Genomic DNA, 18,156 nt, shown 5'->3' on the forward strand with positions numbered 1-18,156 from the left:
TGTGTCATGCCCACAGCCCGATCCAAGCGTGGACTGGCCGTCGCTCTCACCGCGTCGCTCATGTCCACGATGTTCGCGGCCCTGCCTGCGCAGGCCGCTCCGTACCGGCCACCGACCCCGGCCCAACAGCGAGTGATCGCTGGTGACAAGGCCGGCGTGCGCACGACCGAAGATGTGCGCACGGGCAAGGACTTCGCCGGAGCCGCGCCGACGTGGCCGAAGGCGTCGGTCGGCGAGGTCGACCTCGCCGCCGTGGTGGTGAACAGGTCGGCGCGCGCGGCGGACGGCCCCGTGTCGGTCGCCGCCGCCGAGGGCGTCGCGAAGGCAAAGCCGAAGATCAGGATCGAGACCTTCGACCGGGACAGGACGAAGGCGGCCGGTGTGGACGGCGTCCTGTTCAAGGTCTCCGGCGGGCCCGCGAAGGTCGAGGTGAACTACTCGTCGTTCCGCTGGGCTCACGGTGGTGACTGGGCTTCGCGGTTGCGGTTGGTCGAGTTGCCTGAGTGCGCGTTGCGGACGCCGGAGAAGCCGGAGTGCGCGGCCAAGCCCGTGGCGTCACGCAACGACGTGGCGAAGGGCACCGTGACCGCGGTCGAGGCCTCGCCGTCCGGCGGCGCCTTCCTGGCGCTCGCCGCGGGCACGTCGAGCGGCTCCGGCACCTACAAGGCGACCAGCCTGTCGGCGTCGTCGACGTGGTCGGCCGGGTCGAACACGGGTGCGTTCACGTGGAACTACCCGCTGCGGATGCCACCGTCGCTCGGTGGTCCCACGCCGGCGGTGGCGTTCGCGTACTCGTCGGCGAGCGTGGACGGGCGGATGGTCGCGTCGAACAACCAGCCGTCGTGGATCGGCGAGGGCTTCGAGTCCGGCGCGAACTTCGTCGAACGCAGGTACGTCAGCTGTGCCGACGACTTGAAGGACGGCGCGCGCAACACCGAGGAGACCGGCGATCTCTGCTGGCGCAACGAGAACGCGACGTTGTCGATGCAGGGCCATTCGGGGGAGCTGATCAAGGAGAGCGCGACGTCGAACCGCTGGCGGCTGCGCAACGACGATGGCACGCGGGTGGAGTTCCGTGTCAACGCGAACAATGGTGCCCGCAACGGTGAGCACTGGGTGGTGACGACCGCGGACGGCACACAGTACTGGTTCGGGCGTAGCGCGCAGTCGGTACTGAACGTCCCGGTCGCGGGAAACCACGCGACCGAACCGTGTTCGGCGACGCTGTTCAAGGACTCGTTCTGCTCGCAGCCCTACCGGTGGAACCTCGAGTACGTCGTGGACCTGTATGACAACACGATGACGTACAGCTATGACAAGGAGACCAACAAGTACGCCCGCAGCAACAGTACGACTGAACTGTCGGAGTACGACCGTGCGTCGGTTCTCAGGCAGATCGACTACGGCACGCGTTCCGACAACGCCTATGCCGCACCGATGCAGGTCCTCTTCGAACCGGCCGACCGTTGCCTGGCCGACTGCGGCACCAAGGATGCGGCGCACTGGCCGGACACGCCGTGGGACATGGAATGCACCACGACCCCGTGCCTCGTCGGGTCGCCCACGTTCTGGACGACCAAGCGCCTGGTGTCGGTGACCACGAAGACCGGTGGCAGCCCAGTGGAGAAGTGGACGCTGGGTCACTCGTTCCCGGACCCCGGTGACGGCACGCGGGCCGGGTTGTGGCTGGATAAGATCTCGCACGTTGGCCTCGTCGGTGGCGAGACGCCGGTGCCGGACGTGCGGTTCCAGGGCATCCAGCTCAGCAACCGCGTCGACACGCATTCGGACCAGCTCGCGGCGATGAAGTGGTGGCGGCTCAAGACGGTCTTCACCGACACCGGGGGCCGCATCGACGTCACCTACGCCGATGCGGACTGCGTGGCTGGCACGCGGGTGCCGAATGTGAACGCCCTGCAGGACAACGATCTGCGGTGCTATCCAGTGCGCTGGAAGCCGGACGGGAACAAGGACCCGTTCTGGGACTTCTTCCACACGTACGTCGTGAAGAGCGTGCAGGAGTCGGATCTCACCGGCGGCTCGGTACGGGTGGTCACCGACTACGAGTACGTCGGCGCCCCTGCCTGGCGCCACGTGGACGACGACGGTCTCACCAAGGCTGAGAACATGACCTGGTCGGTCTGGCGTGGCTATGGCGCGGTGAAGGCGCGCAAGGGTGATCCGGGTGAGCAGACGCTGACCGAGCGGCGCTACTTCCGCGGTATGAACGGCGACAAGCTGCCGTCCGGCACTCGTCCGGCGTCGATGCCGGCGATCGCCGTCGGTGACGTTCCCGCGACGCCCGACGAGGACGCGTTCGCGGGCACGGTGCGCGAGGAGATCGTTCACAACGGCGAGGCCGAGGTGTCGGCGACGGTCAACGTGCCGTGGCAGTCGAACCCGACCGCGTCGCGGACGATCAACGACGTCACCGTCCACTCCCGCTTCGTCGGTGTGTCCGGTAAGCACACCCGCATGGCGCTGGACGGGGGCCGCGGTCACCGCACCACCAGTTCGGTGACCGACTTCGACCAGACCTACGGCATGGTGACGCAGACCGAGGCCCGCGGTGACGACAAGGTCGTCGGCGACGAGAAGTGCACGCTGACCGACTACGCGCGCAACACGTCCGCGTGGGTGATCGGCACTGTGTCGCGCAAGCGCGACTACGTGGTCAATTGCGCCCATGCCAAGGCACAGTGGAGTCTTAAGGACGCGGACATCGCTGGCGACGTCAAGACCTACTACGACGGCCAGGGCCACGGCGCCGCTCCGACGCTGGGCGTACCGAGCAAGATCGAAAGCCTCAAGTCGTACGTCGGCGGTGTCCCGGCCTACGTGACCGACCAGGTGACCGAGCGGGACGTCTACGGCCGCATCACGAAGACGACCGATCCCAAGGGCACCTCGACCGTCGCGTTCACCCCGGCCGTTGGAGGTCCGGTCACGGAGCTCCTCGCCACCAACGCGTTGGGCTGGACGACGAAGACCGTCTCCCAGCCGGCCTGGGGCTCACCACTGTCAGTCGAGGACCCGAACGGGCGGAGAGTCGAGTACGGCTACGACGGACTCGGTCGCACGACCGAAGTGTGGCCCATCGGCTTCAGCCGGGCAGGCCTGGCGGCCAAGAAGTTCGCATACCGGGACCGGGTGGACGGGACCGTCGCCGTCTCGACCAGCACGTTGAACTCGGACCGGCAGTACGTCACGACACACCAGTTGTTCGACGGGCTGCTCCGGCCGCGTCAGACGCAGGCACCGGACGCTGCTGGAGGGACTTCCACCACCATCGTCACGGACACCCACTACGACTCGGCGGGCCGGGAGAAGCGGACGAACAACGCCTATCGCGTGAGCACGCCTCCCGGTACCGACCTGTTCGTGGCGACCGACGCCCTCCCGTCGGCGGCGACGAAGACGTACGACGGCGCAGGCCGCGAGATCATCACGGCGCTCCGGTCGAACGTGCCGGTCGCCAGTCCCGGCGGTACCGAGCTGTTTCGCACGTCCACCTACTACGCGGGCGACCGCACAGACGTGACCCCGCCCGCCGGGGGCGTCGTGACGTCCACGCTGGTCGACGTGCTGGGGCGCAAGTCCGAACTGCGGCAGTACCACAAGGGAGCCGTCGCCGGCAGCGCGACGGGATTCGACGCCACCAAGTACACCTACGACCTCAACGGCCTGCTGACCGAGGTCAGCCACCCGTCCGGCAAGAAGTGGCAGTACGCCTACGACCTGCGGGGCCGGCAGGTCCGCGCGACCGACCCGGACAGGGGCGTGACGGAGTCGTCCTACGACGACGCCGGCCAGCTGACATCCACAAAGGACGGGCTGAACCGAACCCTCGCCTACACCTACGACGCGTTGGGCCGCAAGACGAGCGTGCGAGACGACTCGGCGACCGGAGCAGCTCGATCGGAGTGGTTCTACGACACGGTCTCCGACGGGACCATCGCCAAGGGCGCTTTGGTGAAGTCGGTGCGGCACGGTGAGCTCGGCGACTACGTCACGGAGCACACCAGACTCACGTTCGACTACAAGCCGCTGGCGACCGACTTCACGGTCCCGAACCAGGAAATCGGCCTGGGCGGTACCTACAGCTACGAGTACAACTACTACTTCGACGGTTCGCTGAACGTGGCGCACCTACCGGCGACCGGTGATCTCAAGAAGGAGACGCTCGAGTACGCCTACGACGCGCTGAACCAGATCAACACGCAGAAGACGGCCTACGGGGTGTCGCAGAAGACCGAACTGGTGTCCGGCACCGCCTACACCTCGTTCGGCGAGCTCGCGAGCACGACGATGCTGGGCAGCGGCCGCACCCTCACCGTGGTCCGCGGCTACGAGGAGCACACCCGGCGCCTCAAGGAGATCCACACGTCGAGGCAGGCGGGCCCCACCGACATCGCCAAGGTGTCGTACAGCTACGACGACGCTGGCAACGTCACTCGCGTCGCGGACTCGGTCAGCGGTGACACGCAGTGCTTCACGATCGATCACCTCCGTCGCCTCACCGAGGCCTGGACCCCAGGTTCGGGCAAGTGCGGCGACGAACGGTCCGTCCCCGGCCTCGGCGGCCCGTCGAAGTACTGGCAGTCCTTCACCTACAACCTGGCGGGCGACCGCGAGAAGATGGTCGAGCACGGCACCAGCGCCGGTGACCGCACGTCCGACTACGTCCCGACTCCTGGCGCGCATAGCCTCGCTTCCACCGTGACCACCGACAACGCTGGTAGCCGCACGGCGGCGTACACCTACGACGAGCTCGGCAACACGCTCACCCGTCCGTCGCCGGCGGGCGGTACGCAGATGATGACCTGGGACCGCGAAGGACGTGTCGCGACCACGGCCGACGAGTCAGGTCAGTCGTCGTACGTGTACGACGCCGACGGGAACCGGTTGGTCAGGCGGGATCCCGGTGGGCGCACGCTCTACCTGCCCAGCCAGGAACTGCGTGTGACGACGTCCGGTGTCAAACAGTGCACTCGCTACTACACCCACGGCGGTCAGACCATCGCGATGCGCACGTCGACGGGCCTGACGTGGATGTCGTCGGACCAGCACGGCACCACGCAGATCACGGTCAACGCGCTGAACCAGAACGTGACCACGCGGCGCACGCTGCCGTTCGGTGAGGTCCGCGGCGGTACCGGAACCTGGCCCGCCAGGCTGGACAAGGGCTTCGTCGGTGGCACGCTCGACAACACGGGCCTGACCCACGTCGGTGCCCGCGAGTACGACCCGGCGCTCGGCAGGTTCATCTCAGTGGACCCGGTGATGGACGTCGCGGACCCGCAGCAGTGGAACGGGTACGCGTACTCCAACAACAGCCCCGTCACGTTCAGCGACCCGACCGGGTTGTGGTGCGATGGCTGCAACGACGGCAAGGGCTGGCCCGCAGAGCACGGCTACCCTGAGTCAGGGAGCGATCCCGCGCCGTCGCAGCCCCAGGCGCCGACGGACGAGTGGGATCTGCAGAGGATCTTCGAGGAGTACCAGGTCGAGGCGGATCCGCGTGGGGTTTACAAGTTCCCCGCATTCAAGGGGGCCTCGCTGACCGAGGCCGAGTGGGACGCGCTGATCGTGCGTGCGTGCGACGAGCGGATCTCCATTCGCTCCTTCAAGGGCTGCGGTCCGTACGACACCCCGCAGTTCTACAACCTCCTTGCGACGATGTTCGCCTACCAGCAGGTCGCGCAGAACGTGTCGGAGAGGCTCTACCCTGGGGAGAACCTCGCAGGCGGTAAAATGGACGCGTTCCGGCACACCTACTGGAACATGTTGATGGCCCGCAAGTACGGCGTGGAGTTCGCCGCCGAATTCACCACGGCGCACGAACGTGGTGCCTCGAACTCGGACATCCAGGAACCGATGGACCTCTACAACAACGAGCTGGGCAGACTGGCCGCGGTGAACTTCAAGGACGACGGCAAGTTCGAGTCCGACATCAAGTACGTCAAGGACCTCGTCGACTCGGGGAAGGCACTCGTCATCGGGCCCGACTACAAACTACGGCGCAGCAACGAGGTGCCGAACGGTTACAAGTACGACGAGAAGGGTGAACCTGCTCCCGTGAGACGCGGTGTCGCACCCTCGCAGCTGCCGTGCAGCCTGTCGGGAGGAGGTCCGTGTGCGGATCGTTAGTCTGCTGGCCGTAACCTTGTTGCTACTGGCGGGATGTGGCGGTGGCATCGCCGTCGACACGAACGCCGATCTCGACTCGGCGGTGCGCACGTTCGTCGGCGAGAAGGCGGAGAAGCCCCGTCCGTTCAGTGAGTTCACCTCGTGGAACTGGGACGAGCTGTACGTCGTCGACCTCGACGGTGCCGACTCCGGCTACGTCGAGGAGGTCACCGGGGAGAAGTTCGACGTGCCCTGGGGCAGCAAGAGCGGCGTGTTCCTGTACTACGAGGGCGGCAAGCGGGTGCGGGCCGAACTGATGAACAACGGGGCCTTCTGCCCGGGGATCTACACCCGTGAGGCCGTCGTCGACTATAAGTTCGCGTGCTGGCTGCAAGACTCGAAGGTGCGGGATCTTCGCGCGAAGTGAGTTGACGTGCCACTGCTCAGCGGGTCTGCCTTTCGAGGCAGGCCCGCTGGTCTCTCTTCCGGGTGGAGCGCAGACGTGCGCTCTCCCCGCGGAAGGCGGGGCTGGCCGGCCGCGACGAGCAGATTGGCGATCGCCAGTGCCGTCCAAAGGCCTGTCAGGCCCCGTGCGTTCGGCCAGTGGGACGGCTGTCAGCGCCAAGTGCCGTAGCAGGTCGCGAACACCACGAAGCTCGGCGTCGAACGCTTCAGCGTGGTCAGGCCGAAGCCCAGGACCGCTTGCAGGCCGTCGCTGAGGATCGCCATCGCCGTCAGCGTCAGCAGGGCCGTGACGGCTCCGGTCACCGCCGGGGCGGAGGTGAAACAGCGGGGCCGCCAGTGTCCGGAGCAGGACGAGGGCCGCGCAAATCGTTGTCAGCTTTGACGTTGTGGTGAGCAGGACGGCTGCGATCGCCCGTCGTACGCCAGCGAGGTCTTCGCGGCTCGCTCGTGTGCTGACCGTCGGGATGGTGGCTTGGCTGATCGCCACCGCGGCGGTGAACGTCGAGCTCACCAGGTCCGGCTGATCAAGGTCGTTGTAGCTCAAGGTGATGTCGAAGTAGCCGAGGAGTCGCTCTTCGGGTCTACGGCCGACGGCGGTGAACGTACTTGATTAATCGTCAAGTGTGCCGAACTTCGTTCAACGTACCTGTTTATGCAGGTCAGCAGCTCGTGAACCCGTATCTGGGGGTCAAGGGGTCGCGGGTTCAAATCCTGTCGTCCCGACGGTCGAACGAAGCCCGTCTGATCATGGTGATTGCCTGATCAGACGGGCTTTCGTCTGTCAGTGGATTGATCTTTCCGTGATCCACTTCGGTGATCGTTTGTGGACCAGAGCTCATCCGCCGGCCATGTTCTGGGCGCGCTCCGCGTTGTAGACCATGACGAGAGCTTGACCCTTGGTGGTCTGAACGATCTCCTCCGTGCGTTCGTAGAACGAGGCGGGTTGGTCGCGAATCTGCCTCCTGGGAACCATGCTCGACCACGCCCAACGCCAGTTCGTCATCTGAATTCGACACAGCACTCCCATCTGGTCGAGGTGTGCCGACAATTTCGAGAACCTTGCGATCTTCACCACTGCCTTCACTTGGGAGCGCTGCCGGTGTCTGGCGGTCACCCGGCACGGGCGCGTGTTCTTCAGGATTGCGGCGCGGCGCGGTGGCGGGATACAGGCAGTGCGGGCCGTACCACCTCCTCGGCGAACGCCATGAGCAACTTATGTCCCGCCACATCTTCGACCTGGAGCCGGAAGTCGCCTCGCCGCTCGAGCGCGACAGCCAACTTCTCTTGCGCTGCGGCCGCGTCACCCCAGGTCCCGTAGAACTTGTACCCGCTGACGCAGATCGGTTTCAGTCCGGTTTCCAGCACCGCCTGCCACGTGGCGCAGGCGACGCCCGGGGTGTGTTCGGAGCGATAGTCGTCCAACACGACGACTCCGTTGTTGCCGAGAACGTCACGTGCAGTGTGGATGTCGCGCCGCACTTGGTTGTACAGGTGTGAGGCATCGATGTGGACGAACCGGCAGCTGTCAGCTCGCACCACCTTCTGGAGCACTGAGCTCGATGCCTGGACGATGCGGGGCAAGTTGTCGTGGAACGACAGGTAGTTCACCTCAAAAGCATCCCGTGTAAGAGTGGGATAACACTCTCGCATCTCGCGCGCGTTGTCCGGGTCGGCTGCGGCAGACTCGAAGAGGTCGCAGACGGTGAAGACCTGACCGTCAGCCAGGTACGAACCCATCAAGATGGCGCTTTGCCCTAGAAAGGCCCCAAGCTCCAAGAGGTCCCCAGGTTCACCCTGCTGGCGCTGTCGGCGTAGGAACCAGTCGAAAAGGACAATGTCACCGTCTTGGATCCATCCCTTGATGTCGAAGAAGTCCCGCGGCGCATGAGGCGCGCCCAACCCGGCTTCCGTGGCATCCAGTGGTGTATCAGCGCATGTCATATGAAATCTTCCTTCTCGCGAATTGATCCCGAAATCCCCACCGGTACGGCACTAGCGAAGGTATCGGGGTTGTTTCCATTGAAGTGTGGTAGCGCGAGCATGCGCAGGTTTCCCGGATGGGCGTCAAGCCTCCACGAGGGTCGGGCGTAACTCCAACGTCAGTGTGTGTTCAGCAGATCTCGGTGAATGCTGTAGATGCCGTCATCTTCACGGAGGCGGTCACGCACGGAACGAAGCGGTGATGTGGTGACAATGATCGCAGGGTGCTCGTTCTTCAGGTACTGCCCTGGGTACATGCAGTGGGAGCCGGATTCTCCTGGCGTTGTCGTCGACGAGAGGTTCACAGAGAGCCAGCGCTCGGTTCTGCGTGGTTCGATTGCCAGTGGGCGGTCGCACCCGGCGCGCTGAACGACGTTGCCAGGTGCGGAGTGATGTTGTGCGCCCGCAACAGCCATGTGCCCGCCACCGCGCCTTGGCGGTACTTCCACCACGTCATGCCGGTGTGGGCGATGTCCAGCTCGACGCGGCGGTCTCCTCCGCACACGATTTCGTGCACCGCGTCGAAGACTCCGCTGTGAGTGACGACGACGGCCGGGCCGCGCTGAGCGCAGAGGTCATTCAGCGATGCGGCGACGCGGCACCGGAACGCCGTCCAGCTCTCGGCGTCGGCGTGGTGCTGCCACGGGGAACGCTCCCGCGGCGGGGGCAGGTCGGCGGCCGCGCTGACGATCTCGTCCAGCCGGACGTCGAAGCGCACCGGGAGCGCCACGTGCTGGGCGATGTGCTCCGCCGTCTCGCGTGCTCGGGACGGCGTCGCCGACCACAGTTCGGTGGGGCGGTGCCCGGCCAGCCAGCGTCCGGCCGCGTCCGCCTGTGCCTTGCCGGTCGAGGAGAGAGGTCGCGCCGGGATCGTGCGGTCGTCGTTGCCGTGGCGGACCAGGATCAGGTCCACGGCTGGTCCTGGTGCCACTCCCACGCCGTGCGCACGATCTCGGTGAGGTCGTGCTGCGCGGTCCAGCCGAAGGTCCGTTCCACGTGGGCCGTGTCCGCCCAGCTCTGCGCGGGTTCCACCGAGCGGGACTCGACGAACTCGGCCGGCACGGTCCTGCCACTCACACGCTCGACCGCCTGCACAAGCTCGAGCACGGTAGTGCCTCGTCCGGTGCCCAGGTTGTAGCTGCCGTTGAACTCTGCCCTGGTCAGCCCTTCCAGCACCTGCACGTGGGCTCGCGCCAGGTCGGCGACGTGGATGTAGTCGCGGACCGCGGTGCCATCTCGCGTGCCGAAGTCCTTGCCGTACACCTTCAGCTCGGGACCGCGGCCCAGTGCGGCGAGGATCGTCCTCGGCAGCAGCTGGGTGGTGCCGTTATGCACGAACTCGCCGAGCGAGCCGTCGACCGCGGCGCCGGCGGCGTTGAAGTAGCGCAGGCTGGCGAACCGAATGCCGCGCAGGTTGCCGTACCAGCCGAGCATGTTCTCGCAGGCGAGCTTGGTCTCGCCGTATGGACTCGCCGGACGCGGCGAGGCGCGTTCGTCGACAGGACAGACCTGCGCGTGCCCGTACACGGCGCACGACGACGAGAAGACGACGCGCTCGACGCCGTGCTCGGCCGCCACGGCCAACAGGGACGCGGTACCCGCCACGTTCACGTCATAGTACTTCGCGATCTCCTGCTGCGACTCCACGGCGGACTTCAGCCCGGCGAAGTGGATCACCGCGTCCGCAGCCGCCTCCGCGAACACCTCGCGCAGGCGTTCGGTGTGCCTGACGTCCACCACGTGCAAAGGAACTCCGGGAACCGCCTCCCGCCTGCCGGTCGAGAGGTTGTCGACGACGTGCGGTTCGTGGCCGTGCGCCACCAGGTCGCGGACAGTGAACGAACCGATGTACCCGGCGCCGCCGGTGACTAGGACACGCACGAAACAGCACCTCGTCCGCTGAAGTCGGTGAATTGCCTGCCGAGCACGAAAGCTTCCGCCGCGAACACGCCGACCTGGGTGCCCCGGTACGCGGCAAGGGCCCGCACGCCGTGCGGCGAGCGGGGATGCGGGGCGTCGTACACCTCGTACCGGTAGGTTTCGAGCGCCTCGCACTTCAGGTCGACGTAGGGCGTGATGTCGTGGAAGACATCAGGTTCGAACGGTGCGATGAGCCCGGTCTGCTGCTCTGTCGAGGACGGCACCTCGAAGTGCAGCACCTGGACGACCGAGCGCATGGCCATGAGGCGGGTCGCGTACGTGACGGCCTGCGCGATCATCCGGTGGTCGACGTGGACGTCGCCGGGATGGTGGCTGTAGACCACCTGCGGCGCCACGTCCCTGATCGTCTGCTCGACGAGTCCGACCACCACCCGTTGCGGCCCGTCGCCGGGGAGCAGGCCGTCGACGGCGAGGCCGCCGAAACGGACGTCGGTCACGCCGAGCACGCTGGAAGCCTTGTGGCACAACGCTCTCGCCTCCGCGAGCGTGACTCCGTCGTGGCGCAACGAGACGCCTTCAGCCACTATCAGGACGGTCACCTCGACGCCTCTGGCCGTGAGCGCGGCGATAGTCGCCCCTGCTCCGAGCACCTCGTCGTCCGGGTGTGCGGCGATCACGAGCACCCTCATGCCGCGACCGTATCCACATCGGACGGCCGTTTCCCTGTCCCGAATTCCCGGGACAGGCGGCCTGTCCCCTGAAGCTGGGACGTCCGGAAAACGTTGCCCCAGGCTATTTTTCGGCATTGGCGTGCGCCCCGCCGGGACGGTCGTCGCCGACCACTGATTCGAGGAGTACACCTGTGCATTGGTTCCGCATGCGCAAGACGGTGATCGTCGTCGCGGCGACCACCCTCGTGGCCAGTCTCGTGTTCGACGCCGATGCCGCCGAACACGGTGACCAGGAGCCGCGCAACATCATCTTCCTGCTGGGCGACGGCATGAGCAGGGCCCACGTCACCGCGGGCAGGCAGCGTTACTACGGTGCGCGAGGCCGGTTGAACATGGAGCAGTTGCCGTACCTGGGTTCGGTGTCGACCTACGCCGTCGAACCGGTGAGCGACCAGCCGGTGCTGGTGACCGACTCCTCCAGCGCGGCCACCGCGTGGTCTTCCGGGGTCAAGACCTACAACGCGGGTGTCGGGGTGGACGCCGAGGGTTATGCGGTGCCGACGCTGATGGAACAGGCGAAGTCGGCCGGGTTCGCGACCGGCAACGTGACGACCGCGGAGGTCACCGACGCGACGCCGGCGGCGATGTACTCGCACACCTGGCTGCGGATGTGCCAGGGGCCGGACTTCACGGAGGCGAGCTGCGTCGTGCGGCGGCCCGACGGCAGCTACTCCCCGCTCCCGGAGGACAAGACGGTCGTCACGCCGATCGCCGAGCAGGTGGCGCGCAGGCACACGGCGGACGTCATCCTGGGCGGTGGGCTCGCGAGGTTCGAGCCGGAGGACGAGAAAGCCTTGCGCGACGGTGGTTACGAGGTGCTGGGCAGCTTCGGCGACCCCGTACTGGCCGAGCAGACCGCGGCGAGCCAGCGCGCCGCCACGAAAGCGGACCTCGACGCCGTCAAGGGCGGCAAGGTGATCGGACTGTTCAACCGCGGCAACCTGACCCTGGAGGCCACCAGCCCGCCTCAGCGGCAGGAGCCGACGCTCGCCGAGATGACCCGCAAGTCGCTGAGCCTGTTGTCCGGGCGCAGGAACACCAAGGGTTTCTTCCTGCAGGTCGAGGGGGCGCAGATCGACAAGCGCTCGCACGCCAACGACGCCAACCAGACGCTCGCCGAGGTGAAGGCGTTCGACGACGCCGTCGCGGCGGCGGTGGACTTCGCCAAACGCGACCGCAAAACGCTGGTGATCGTCACGTCGGACCACGAGTGCGCCGGGTTCAACATCATCGAGCACCGGTCGTTCACCAACGCGGAAGCCGCCGCGCCTCCCGGCAACACCGACTCGAGCAACCCGGCGAACAACGGGGTTCCCGTTCGCGAGCCCTCGGCCCACCGCAAGGACCCGAACCGCTCGACCGGAATCGTCAACGCCCCCGGTTCGGCGAACGCGGCCAACTTCGGCCCCGCGACCTTCCGCACGCCCGACGATCCCGCCGACGTCACCGATGGCAGCGAGCGCGCGAGCCTCTGGCTCGCATACCTCTCCGGCGGCCACACCGGAGCCGACGTGCCGATCTACGCGTTCGGCCCCGGCGGTCAGCAGTACGCGAAGAGTCAGGACAACACGGACCTGTACAAGAAGATGCGCCGCGCCCTGCTGGGATCGAGGTGAGGGCCACCCGGCCGGCGGCTCTGCTCCTGCTCTGCGGGCTCCTGGCGGGTTGCGTGCAAGCGTCACCCGCCCCGCCCGCACCACCGACATTCCCCGCGCCCACCGCACCTGCCGCGGCGGGCGCGGGGGTGTCGCGGCCGGTGCCGGGACAGGTGATCGTCGAGAACGGGCCGTTCACCGATCGGGTCGAGATCAGCGAGCTGACCCTGTCCCGGGGATCAGCCGCGGTCACGGGCCGCCTGCGGGTCACCACGGACGTCAGCGACCTGCTGCTGGTGGAACTGCGGTGCACCTTCTACGACGAGCGCGGCGCCGTTCTGGGCACCGGGTCCTTCCAGTACAGCGAGTCCCACGAAGCACATGAAGAGCACGGTGCCGACGAACAGGTGGAGTTCCGAGTGCAGCTCGAACCACAGGTTCAGGTGAGCTCCGCCGTGCTCTCCGTGCCCGTGCTCGTTAACGAGTGACGTGGGGCTGACCGTCCATTGAGGAATGGCCCGCGACGACTGTCGCGGGCCATTCCTCCACGCTCTGCGGGATCTGCGGACTCACCCCAGCGCGTCTTGGTAGAGCGCCCTGCACAACAGGTTCATCCTGGGGTTGCCGAACGCGGGATCGACGATGCTGTTGAACGAGAACGCCATCGCGAGCCCGTGCCCCGGATCGCCGAGAGCCATGATCACCTTCTCGCCGGGGTGGCCGAAGACCAGCGGCGACGCCTCCTGGCAGAACATGCCGCGATCACGCAGGAAACCGTGTGACCAGTCCATGTCGTTGATCGCCCAGTCCCCGTACCAGGCGCCGTCCGGTGCGATCGGCTCGTCGACCTCGTGGTGCTCGGTGAGCCGGGCCGCCACGGACGTCCAGTCCACGGCCGATCCTTCCGCCGTTCGCGTGCCCGCCAGCGTCTCGTACAGCTTGGCGAGGTCGCGCATCGGCCCCTTGGCGCCTGAGCTGGGCAGGCTCGCCATGCGCACCTGCGGGTAGACGTTGATCAGCCCGTCGTAGGCGTTCTTCGAGTGCTCGCCGTACCCGTGGCGCATGTTCGCGTCGGCGAAGGTCATCGGGAGGATGCTGTCGCCGACCTTCTCGTAATCCTCGCGGGTCATGCCGAACCAGGTGTCCCGCATGCCCAGCGGGTGCAGCACGTTGCGCGTGACGAAGTCGTCGAACGTCGTTCCCGAGACCCGTGCCACGACCTCGGCGAGCACCTGCGCGTTGATCCAGGTCGCGTAGGCGCGGTGGGCCCCGGGAGGCGCGTCGACCTCGGTCGCGCACGCCAGCTCGAGGTTCTCCTCCCAGCCGAGCCCGAGGTTGTACTGAGTCCTGCGGTCCTGGTGCGGCATGGAGTGGGTCAGCAGGTGCTCCAGCCGCGCCTCCTCCTTGCCGCCCTTGCCGTACTCGGGCACGTAGTCGGTGACGCGGTCGGCGAAGTCCACGAGACCCTGCTCCGCGAGCAGACCGATCGCGACGGTCGTCACCGGTTTCGACGCGCACACCCAGTGCAGCAGGCTGTTGGTGGTAAGCGGTTGCTCTCCGACCGCCCCGTAGGCGAGGTCGGCAACCGGTTCGCCGTCCACCGACAGGTAGAGCTGGATGCCTTTGTGGAAACCCTTCTCGTAGTCGTCCGCCAGGAACGCCGCGGTCGCGGGCAACGCGTCCAATGCGGCCACGTCCTGCGGGCGCAAGGGATGCGACGACGTGGAATCCATGGTTCTCCTAATCATCTCCCTGGGTGATCAGCACAACCGCGGGGGAGAAAGCGCCTCTCCGGTTCATCCGGTGATCGTGCGGCGACCGTAGCGGCGCTCGCGGCCCCGGCACCTGTCCCGAGTTCGGGGGACGCGCCCGCTTCGAGCCGCCGCGGGGTCGCACGCCCGAGTCCGCGTCGGACCTGCGATTTCGGCCTGTCCCACGGGTACCCGTCCGGCCACGGCGTCCTGGTTTTCCGGGACATGCCTCTGGCGAGTTCCCGACGCACCATGACGCATGACCGCCTGAGGCGAAGGTGAGACAGGTGACCAGCAACTCAGGACGACGACGTCACGATGGCGCGGGCGTGCTCCCGCAGCACGAACTTCTGGATCTTGCCCGCCGGGTTTCGCGGCAGTTCGCCGACTACCTCGAGCCGTTCCGGCCAGTACTGCTTGGCCAGCCGCGCGCCGTCCAAATAGGAGTGCAGACCCGCGAGATCGAGCTCGCTGCCCGGACGCAACGTGACGTAGGCGCAGGCGCGCTCACCGAGCCGCGGGTCCGGCATCGCGACGATCGCGACCTCCGCCACCGCGGGATGCCGGTACATGAGCTGCTCCACTTCGCCCACGGGAACCTTCTCGCCGCCGCGGTTGATGACGTCGCGAACCCTGCCGACGATCCGCAGGTAGCCGGCCTCGTCGATCACCGCGAGGTCGCCGGTGCGGTACCAGCCGTCGTCGGTGTGGGCCTCCGCGGTCCAGTCAGGACGGTCGAGGTAGTGGTCGAAGCCGCACGCGCTCACCACTTCCAGATGCCCTTCCTGCCCTGCGGCCAGCGCTCGTCCGTCGTCGTCGGTCACCCGGATCGCGACGCCTTCGAGCGGTCGGCCGTCGGTGCCCCAGACCTTCTCGGGTTCGTCCAACGGCGACGACAGCGTGCCCATGCACGTCTCTGTGCTTCCCCACGCTCCGCAGACCGCGGTGCCCAGCACGACTCGAGCGCGTTCCGCGAGTGCCCGCGGCACCGCGGCGCCGGTCACCACGAAGGTGCGCAACGACTCCGGCTTCCGCGCCCCGCCTTCGACCGCGTCGACCAGGTCGAGCAAGAACGGCGTCGCCGCCTGCATGAACGTGCCGCCCTGCGTGGCGAACGCCTCGAGGGCACGACCGGCGTGCCAGACGGGTTGCAACACCTGCACGGCGCCGAGCACGAGTGCGACCCACATCCCGTAGAGGAATCCGCTGTGGTGGGCCATCGGCGACGCGATGTGAACCCGGTCGGCGCCGGTCAGCCCCAGCCGTCGGGCCATCACCACGGCGGCGCGGCTGAGCGAGCCCATCCGGTGCAACACGGCTTTGGGCTCCCCGGTGGTACCCGACGTGAAGAGCAGCTGCGCGATGCCGTCCGCCGCGGTGGGCGCCACGCCGTGCAGGGACCCGTCGCCAGTCAGCACGTCCTCGAACCGGTGCCAGCGAACGCCTTGTGCCGCACCGGTCTCGCCGTCGACGACGACAACGTGCTCGAGCCCGTCCGCCAGGCCGTTCACGATCATCCCGTCGACCTCGGCGACGTGCTGCCGGTTGCGGAACGCGTGCTGCACGACCAGGACGCGCGCCCTCGCCCGGCGCAGCACGAACCCGAGCTCGCGCTCGCGGAAGATCGGCATCACCGGGGCGACCACCGCACCGATGCGCAGCACGGCGAGCGCGGTGACGACGAACTCGGCGCGGTTGGGCAGCTGCATCACAACCACCTCGCCGGGTGCGACGCCGAGCTCGTGCAGGTACGCCGCCATCCGGTCGGCGCGTTCGACCAGCTCCCGCCACGTCAGTTCGGCGGCGGTGCCGAGGTCCACGACAGCGACCTCGTCCGGGCGCTCGTCGGCCCGGGCCTTCACGAGATCCACGAGCGACGCCGCCACGATCTGCTGCGTCGTCTGCATTTCAGCGTGCACAGAAGAAGGCACGTGATCCCCCCCAGAATTGATCTCAGCAAACTACTCGCCACGCTACTACACGTTCGAAACAGGTGGAACCGGTCGGTTCGTGATCGGTCCGGCATCAATCGGGCGCCAGTGGACAAGGACAACCAGGGAGCTACTCGAAAATGCTTGACGAACGTGACATCGTCGATCTTCTCAACGTGCGCGGAGCGGAGCAGGAAGAGCTGTTCGCGCGGGCTCGCGAGGCGCGCGAAAAGGTCTTCGGGACCAGGGTGGTGGTTCGTGGTGTCACCGAGATCACCAACGTCTGCCGGGTCAACTGCGAGTTCTGCCCGATGCGCCGCGACAACACGCGGGAGAACCACTCATTCCGCCTGAGCAGCGAAGACATGGTCGCGGCCGCGACCACGATCAGGGACAGCGGCATCAACGTCGTCTTCTTCCAAGGTGGTGAGGTGCCGCAGACGACCCGGCTCGTCGGCGAGGCGATCCCGAAGATCCGGGAGCTCTTCGACGGTGACGTGGAAATCTTGCTGAACCTCGGCAACAAACGTCGTGACGAGTTCGCGTACCTGTTCGAACAGGGTGCGACCAGCTACATCCTCAAGCACGAGACCAGTGACGTTGAACTGAACGAAAAAATGCGTCACGAGACACTCGAGTCGCGTCTCGAATGCCTCCGGGATCTGGTGGACATCGGTTTCAAGGTAGGCACAGGTGCAATTGTCGGCCTGCCGGGGCAGACGCTGGGCAGCATTGCGCGCGACCTGCTGCTGGCACAGGAGATCGGGGCGCACATGTGCAGCGTGTCCCCGTTCATCCCCGCGCCGGCCACCCCGCTCGCGGACTGCCCTCCCGGCGACGTCGAGATCACGTTGAACGCACTGGCGGCGAGCAGGTTGCTGCAGCCGTCCTGGCTGATCCCGTCGGTGAGCGCTCTCGCCGCGTCCCAGTCCGGTGGCCAGTACCGGGGCTTCGCTGCGGGCGCCAACGTCCTGACCGTGAACTTCACGGCAGCGGACCACAGCGACCGCTACCTCATCTACGGCAAGAACCGCTTCGTCGTGCGCAGCGGGTACGCCGACGGCCTGGTCGCGGAGGCAGGTCTGCAGCCGTCGAGGTCCGTGTTCGCGGGCAAGGGCGCGTTGCCGGCGTTGGCCTGCCCGGCGCTGAGCTGACCCGACGGCCTCGGGACAATCCGGGTACGACTCCGAAAGGACGTGATGGCATGGCGTCGCCTGCGAGGCTGCCGCAGGACTCCCAACCGGGCGTGGTTTCCCGCGGGTACGTGCTTGGCGCGACCTGCGTGGTGTTCGACCCGCTCGGCCGCGTCCTGCTCGTGCGCAGGCGCAGTCCACAGCGCTGGGAGCTTCCGGGCGGTCTCGCGGACAAGGGTGAGGCGATCACCGACACGGCCGTGCGCGAGGTGCGTGAGGAGACCGGTGTCGACGTCCGGCTGAGCCGCCTCGTCGGTGTCTACCAACACCCGAGCCGCGAGATCGTCGCCATGGTGTTCGTCGCCGTGTCCGTCGGTGGCGAGCCCGTGGCGACTGACGAGGCGTCGGAGGTCGAGTGGGTCTCGGTACGCGATGCCAGAGAGCGGCTGCACCCGTTGTTCCTGCCACGGCTGGAGGACGCGATGCCGCTGTGCCACACGGCGCCGCTGCACGTGCACGAGGGCACGGCCGTGCTGGACGGCCTGCCGTCGCTCAACTGA

At 67.1% G+C, this 18,156-nt stretch carries 14 protein-coding genes; 6 read left to right on the forward strand and 8 right to left on the reverse strand.

Annotated features, from left to right (window positions below):
* The first annotated feature begins 6 nt into the window (after positions 1 to 6).
* Positions 7 to 6,150 carry a DUF6973 domain-containing protein gene (locus tag DFR72_RS30675; protein ID WP_114773809.1) on the forward strand — a complete coding sequence of 2,048 codons (6,144 nt, stop codon included), beginning with the start codon at positions 7 to 9 and terminating at the stop codon, positions 6,148 to 6,150.
* Positions 6,137 to 6,556 carry a hypothetical protein gene (locus tag DFR72_RS30680; protein WP_143086873.1) on the forward strand — a complete coding sequence of 140 codons (420 nt, stop codon included), beginning with the start codon at positions 6,137 to 6,139 and terminating at the stop codon, positions 6,554 to 6,556. The genes DFR72_RS30675 and DFR72_RS30680 overlap by 14 nt, the downstream gene beginning before the upstream one ends.
* Before the next feature lie 188 nt (positions 6,557 to 6,744).
* Here DFR72_RS30680 and DFR72_RS45785 read toward each other — a convergent pair whose 3' ends face one another.
* From DFR72_RS45785 to DFR72_RS30705, 6 genes are all read right to left on the reverse strand, one after another.
* On the reverse strand, positions 6,745 to 6,897 hold the full coding sequence (locus DFR72_RS45785) for a hypothetical protein (RefSeq protein WP_170176465.1): 153 nt from the start codon (positions 6,895 to 6,897) through the stop codon (positions 6,745 to 6,747).
* A 532-nt stretch (positions 6,898 to 7,429) separates the two neighbouring features.
* A complete protein-coding gene (locus DFR72_RS30685) occupies positions 7,430 to 7,666 on the reverse strand; it encodes a hypothetical protein (RefSeq protein WP_143086874.1) in 237 nt (78 codons plus the stop codon).
* 62 nt (positions 7,667 to 7,728) lie between these two features.
* Positions 7,729 to 8,535 (reverse strand): class I SAM-dependent methyltransferase, encoded by an 807-nt coding sequence (locus DFR72_RS30690; protein ID WP_090069517.1) that lies wholly within the window; start codon positions 8,533 to 8,535, stop codon positions 7,729 to 7,731.
* Positions 8,536 to 8,875: 340 nt separating this feature from the next.
* Positions 8,876 to 9,487, reverse strand: coding sequence for a histidine phosphatase family protein (locus DFR72_RS30695; RefSeq protein WP_170176467.1), 612 nt, complete (start codon positions 9,485 to 9,487; stop codon positions 8,876 to 8,878).
* A complete protein-coding gene (galE, locus tag DFR72_RS30700) occupies positions 9,478 to 10,455 on the reverse strand; it encodes a UDP-glucose 4-epimerase GalE (protein ID WP_090069520.1) in 978 nt (325 codons plus the stop codon). The genes DFR72_RS30695 and galE overlap by 10 nt, the downstream gene beginning before the upstream one ends.
* Positions 10,443 to 11,144 (reverse strand): PIG-L deacetylase family protein, encoded by a 702-nt coding sequence (locus tag DFR72_RS30705; RefSeq protein WP_090069521.1) that lies wholly within the window; start codon positions 11,142 to 11,144, stop codon positions 10,443 to 10,445. Before DFR72_RS30705 ends, galE begins: the two co-directional genes overlap by 13 nt.
* A gap of 173 nt (positions 11,145 to 11,317) precedes the next feature.
* On the opposite strand from DFR72_RS30705, the gene DFR72_RS30710 reads away from it, so the two are divergent.
* Positions 11,318 to 12,802: an alkaline phosphatase gene (locus tag DFR72_RS30710; protein ID WP_211335589.1), complete on the forward strand. Its 1,485-nt coding sequence runs from the start codon at positions 11,318 to 11,320 to the stop codon at positions 12,800 to 12,802.
* The gene (locus tag DFR72_RS30715; RefSeq protein WP_143086875.1) at positions 12,799 to 13,269 is read left to right on the forward strand and encodes a hypothetical protein; all 471 of its coding nucleotides are present in this window, start codon (positions 12,799 to 12,801) and stop codon (positions 13,267 to 13,269) included. Before DFR72_RS30710 ends, DFR72_RS30715 begins: the two co-directional genes overlap by 4 nt.
* An 81-nt stretch (positions 13,270 to 13,350) precedes the next feature.
* Here DFR72_RS30715 and DFR72_RS30720 read toward each other — a convergent pair whose 3' ends face one another.
* Together DFR72_RS30720 and DFR72_RS30725 are read right to left on the reverse strand one after the other, a co-directional pair.
* Positions 13,351 to 14,514 carry a serine hydrolase domain-containing protein gene (locus DFR72_RS30720; protein WP_170176468.1) on the reverse strand — a complete coding sequence of 388 codons (1,164 nt, stop codon included), beginning with the start codon at positions 14,512 to 14,514 and terminating at the stop codon, positions 13,351 to 13,353.
* Between the two features lie 317 nt (positions 14,515 to 14,831).
* Complete coding sequence (locus DFR72_RS30725; protein ID WP_090069527.1) at positions 14,832 to 16,439, reverse strand: AMP-binding protein; 1,608 nt, start codon at positions 16,437 to 16,439, stop codon at positions 14,832 to 14,834.
* Between the two features lie 164 nt (positions 16,440 to 16,603).
* Here DFR72_RS30725 and DFR72_RS30730 point away from each other — a divergent pair, with 164 nt between their 5' ends.
* Positions 16,604 to 17,617 (forward strand): biotin synthase BioB, encoded by a 1,014-nt coding sequence (locus DFR72_RS30730; RefSeq protein ID WP_090069528.1) that lies wholly within the window; start codon positions 16,604 to 16,606, stop codon positions 17,615 to 17,617.
* 50 nt (positions 17,618 to 17,667) lie between these two features.
* Entirely contained in the window at positions 17,668 to 18,156 is a 489-nt protein-coding gene (locus DFR72_RS45790) for an NUDIX hydrolase (protein ID WP_170176469.1), read from the forward strand.

It is taken from the genome of Lentzea flaviverrucosa (genome assembly GCF_003350445.1).
Classification (GTDB): Bacteria; Actinomycetota; Actinomycetes; order Mycobacteriales; family Pseudonocardiaceae; genus Lentzea; species Lentzea californiensis.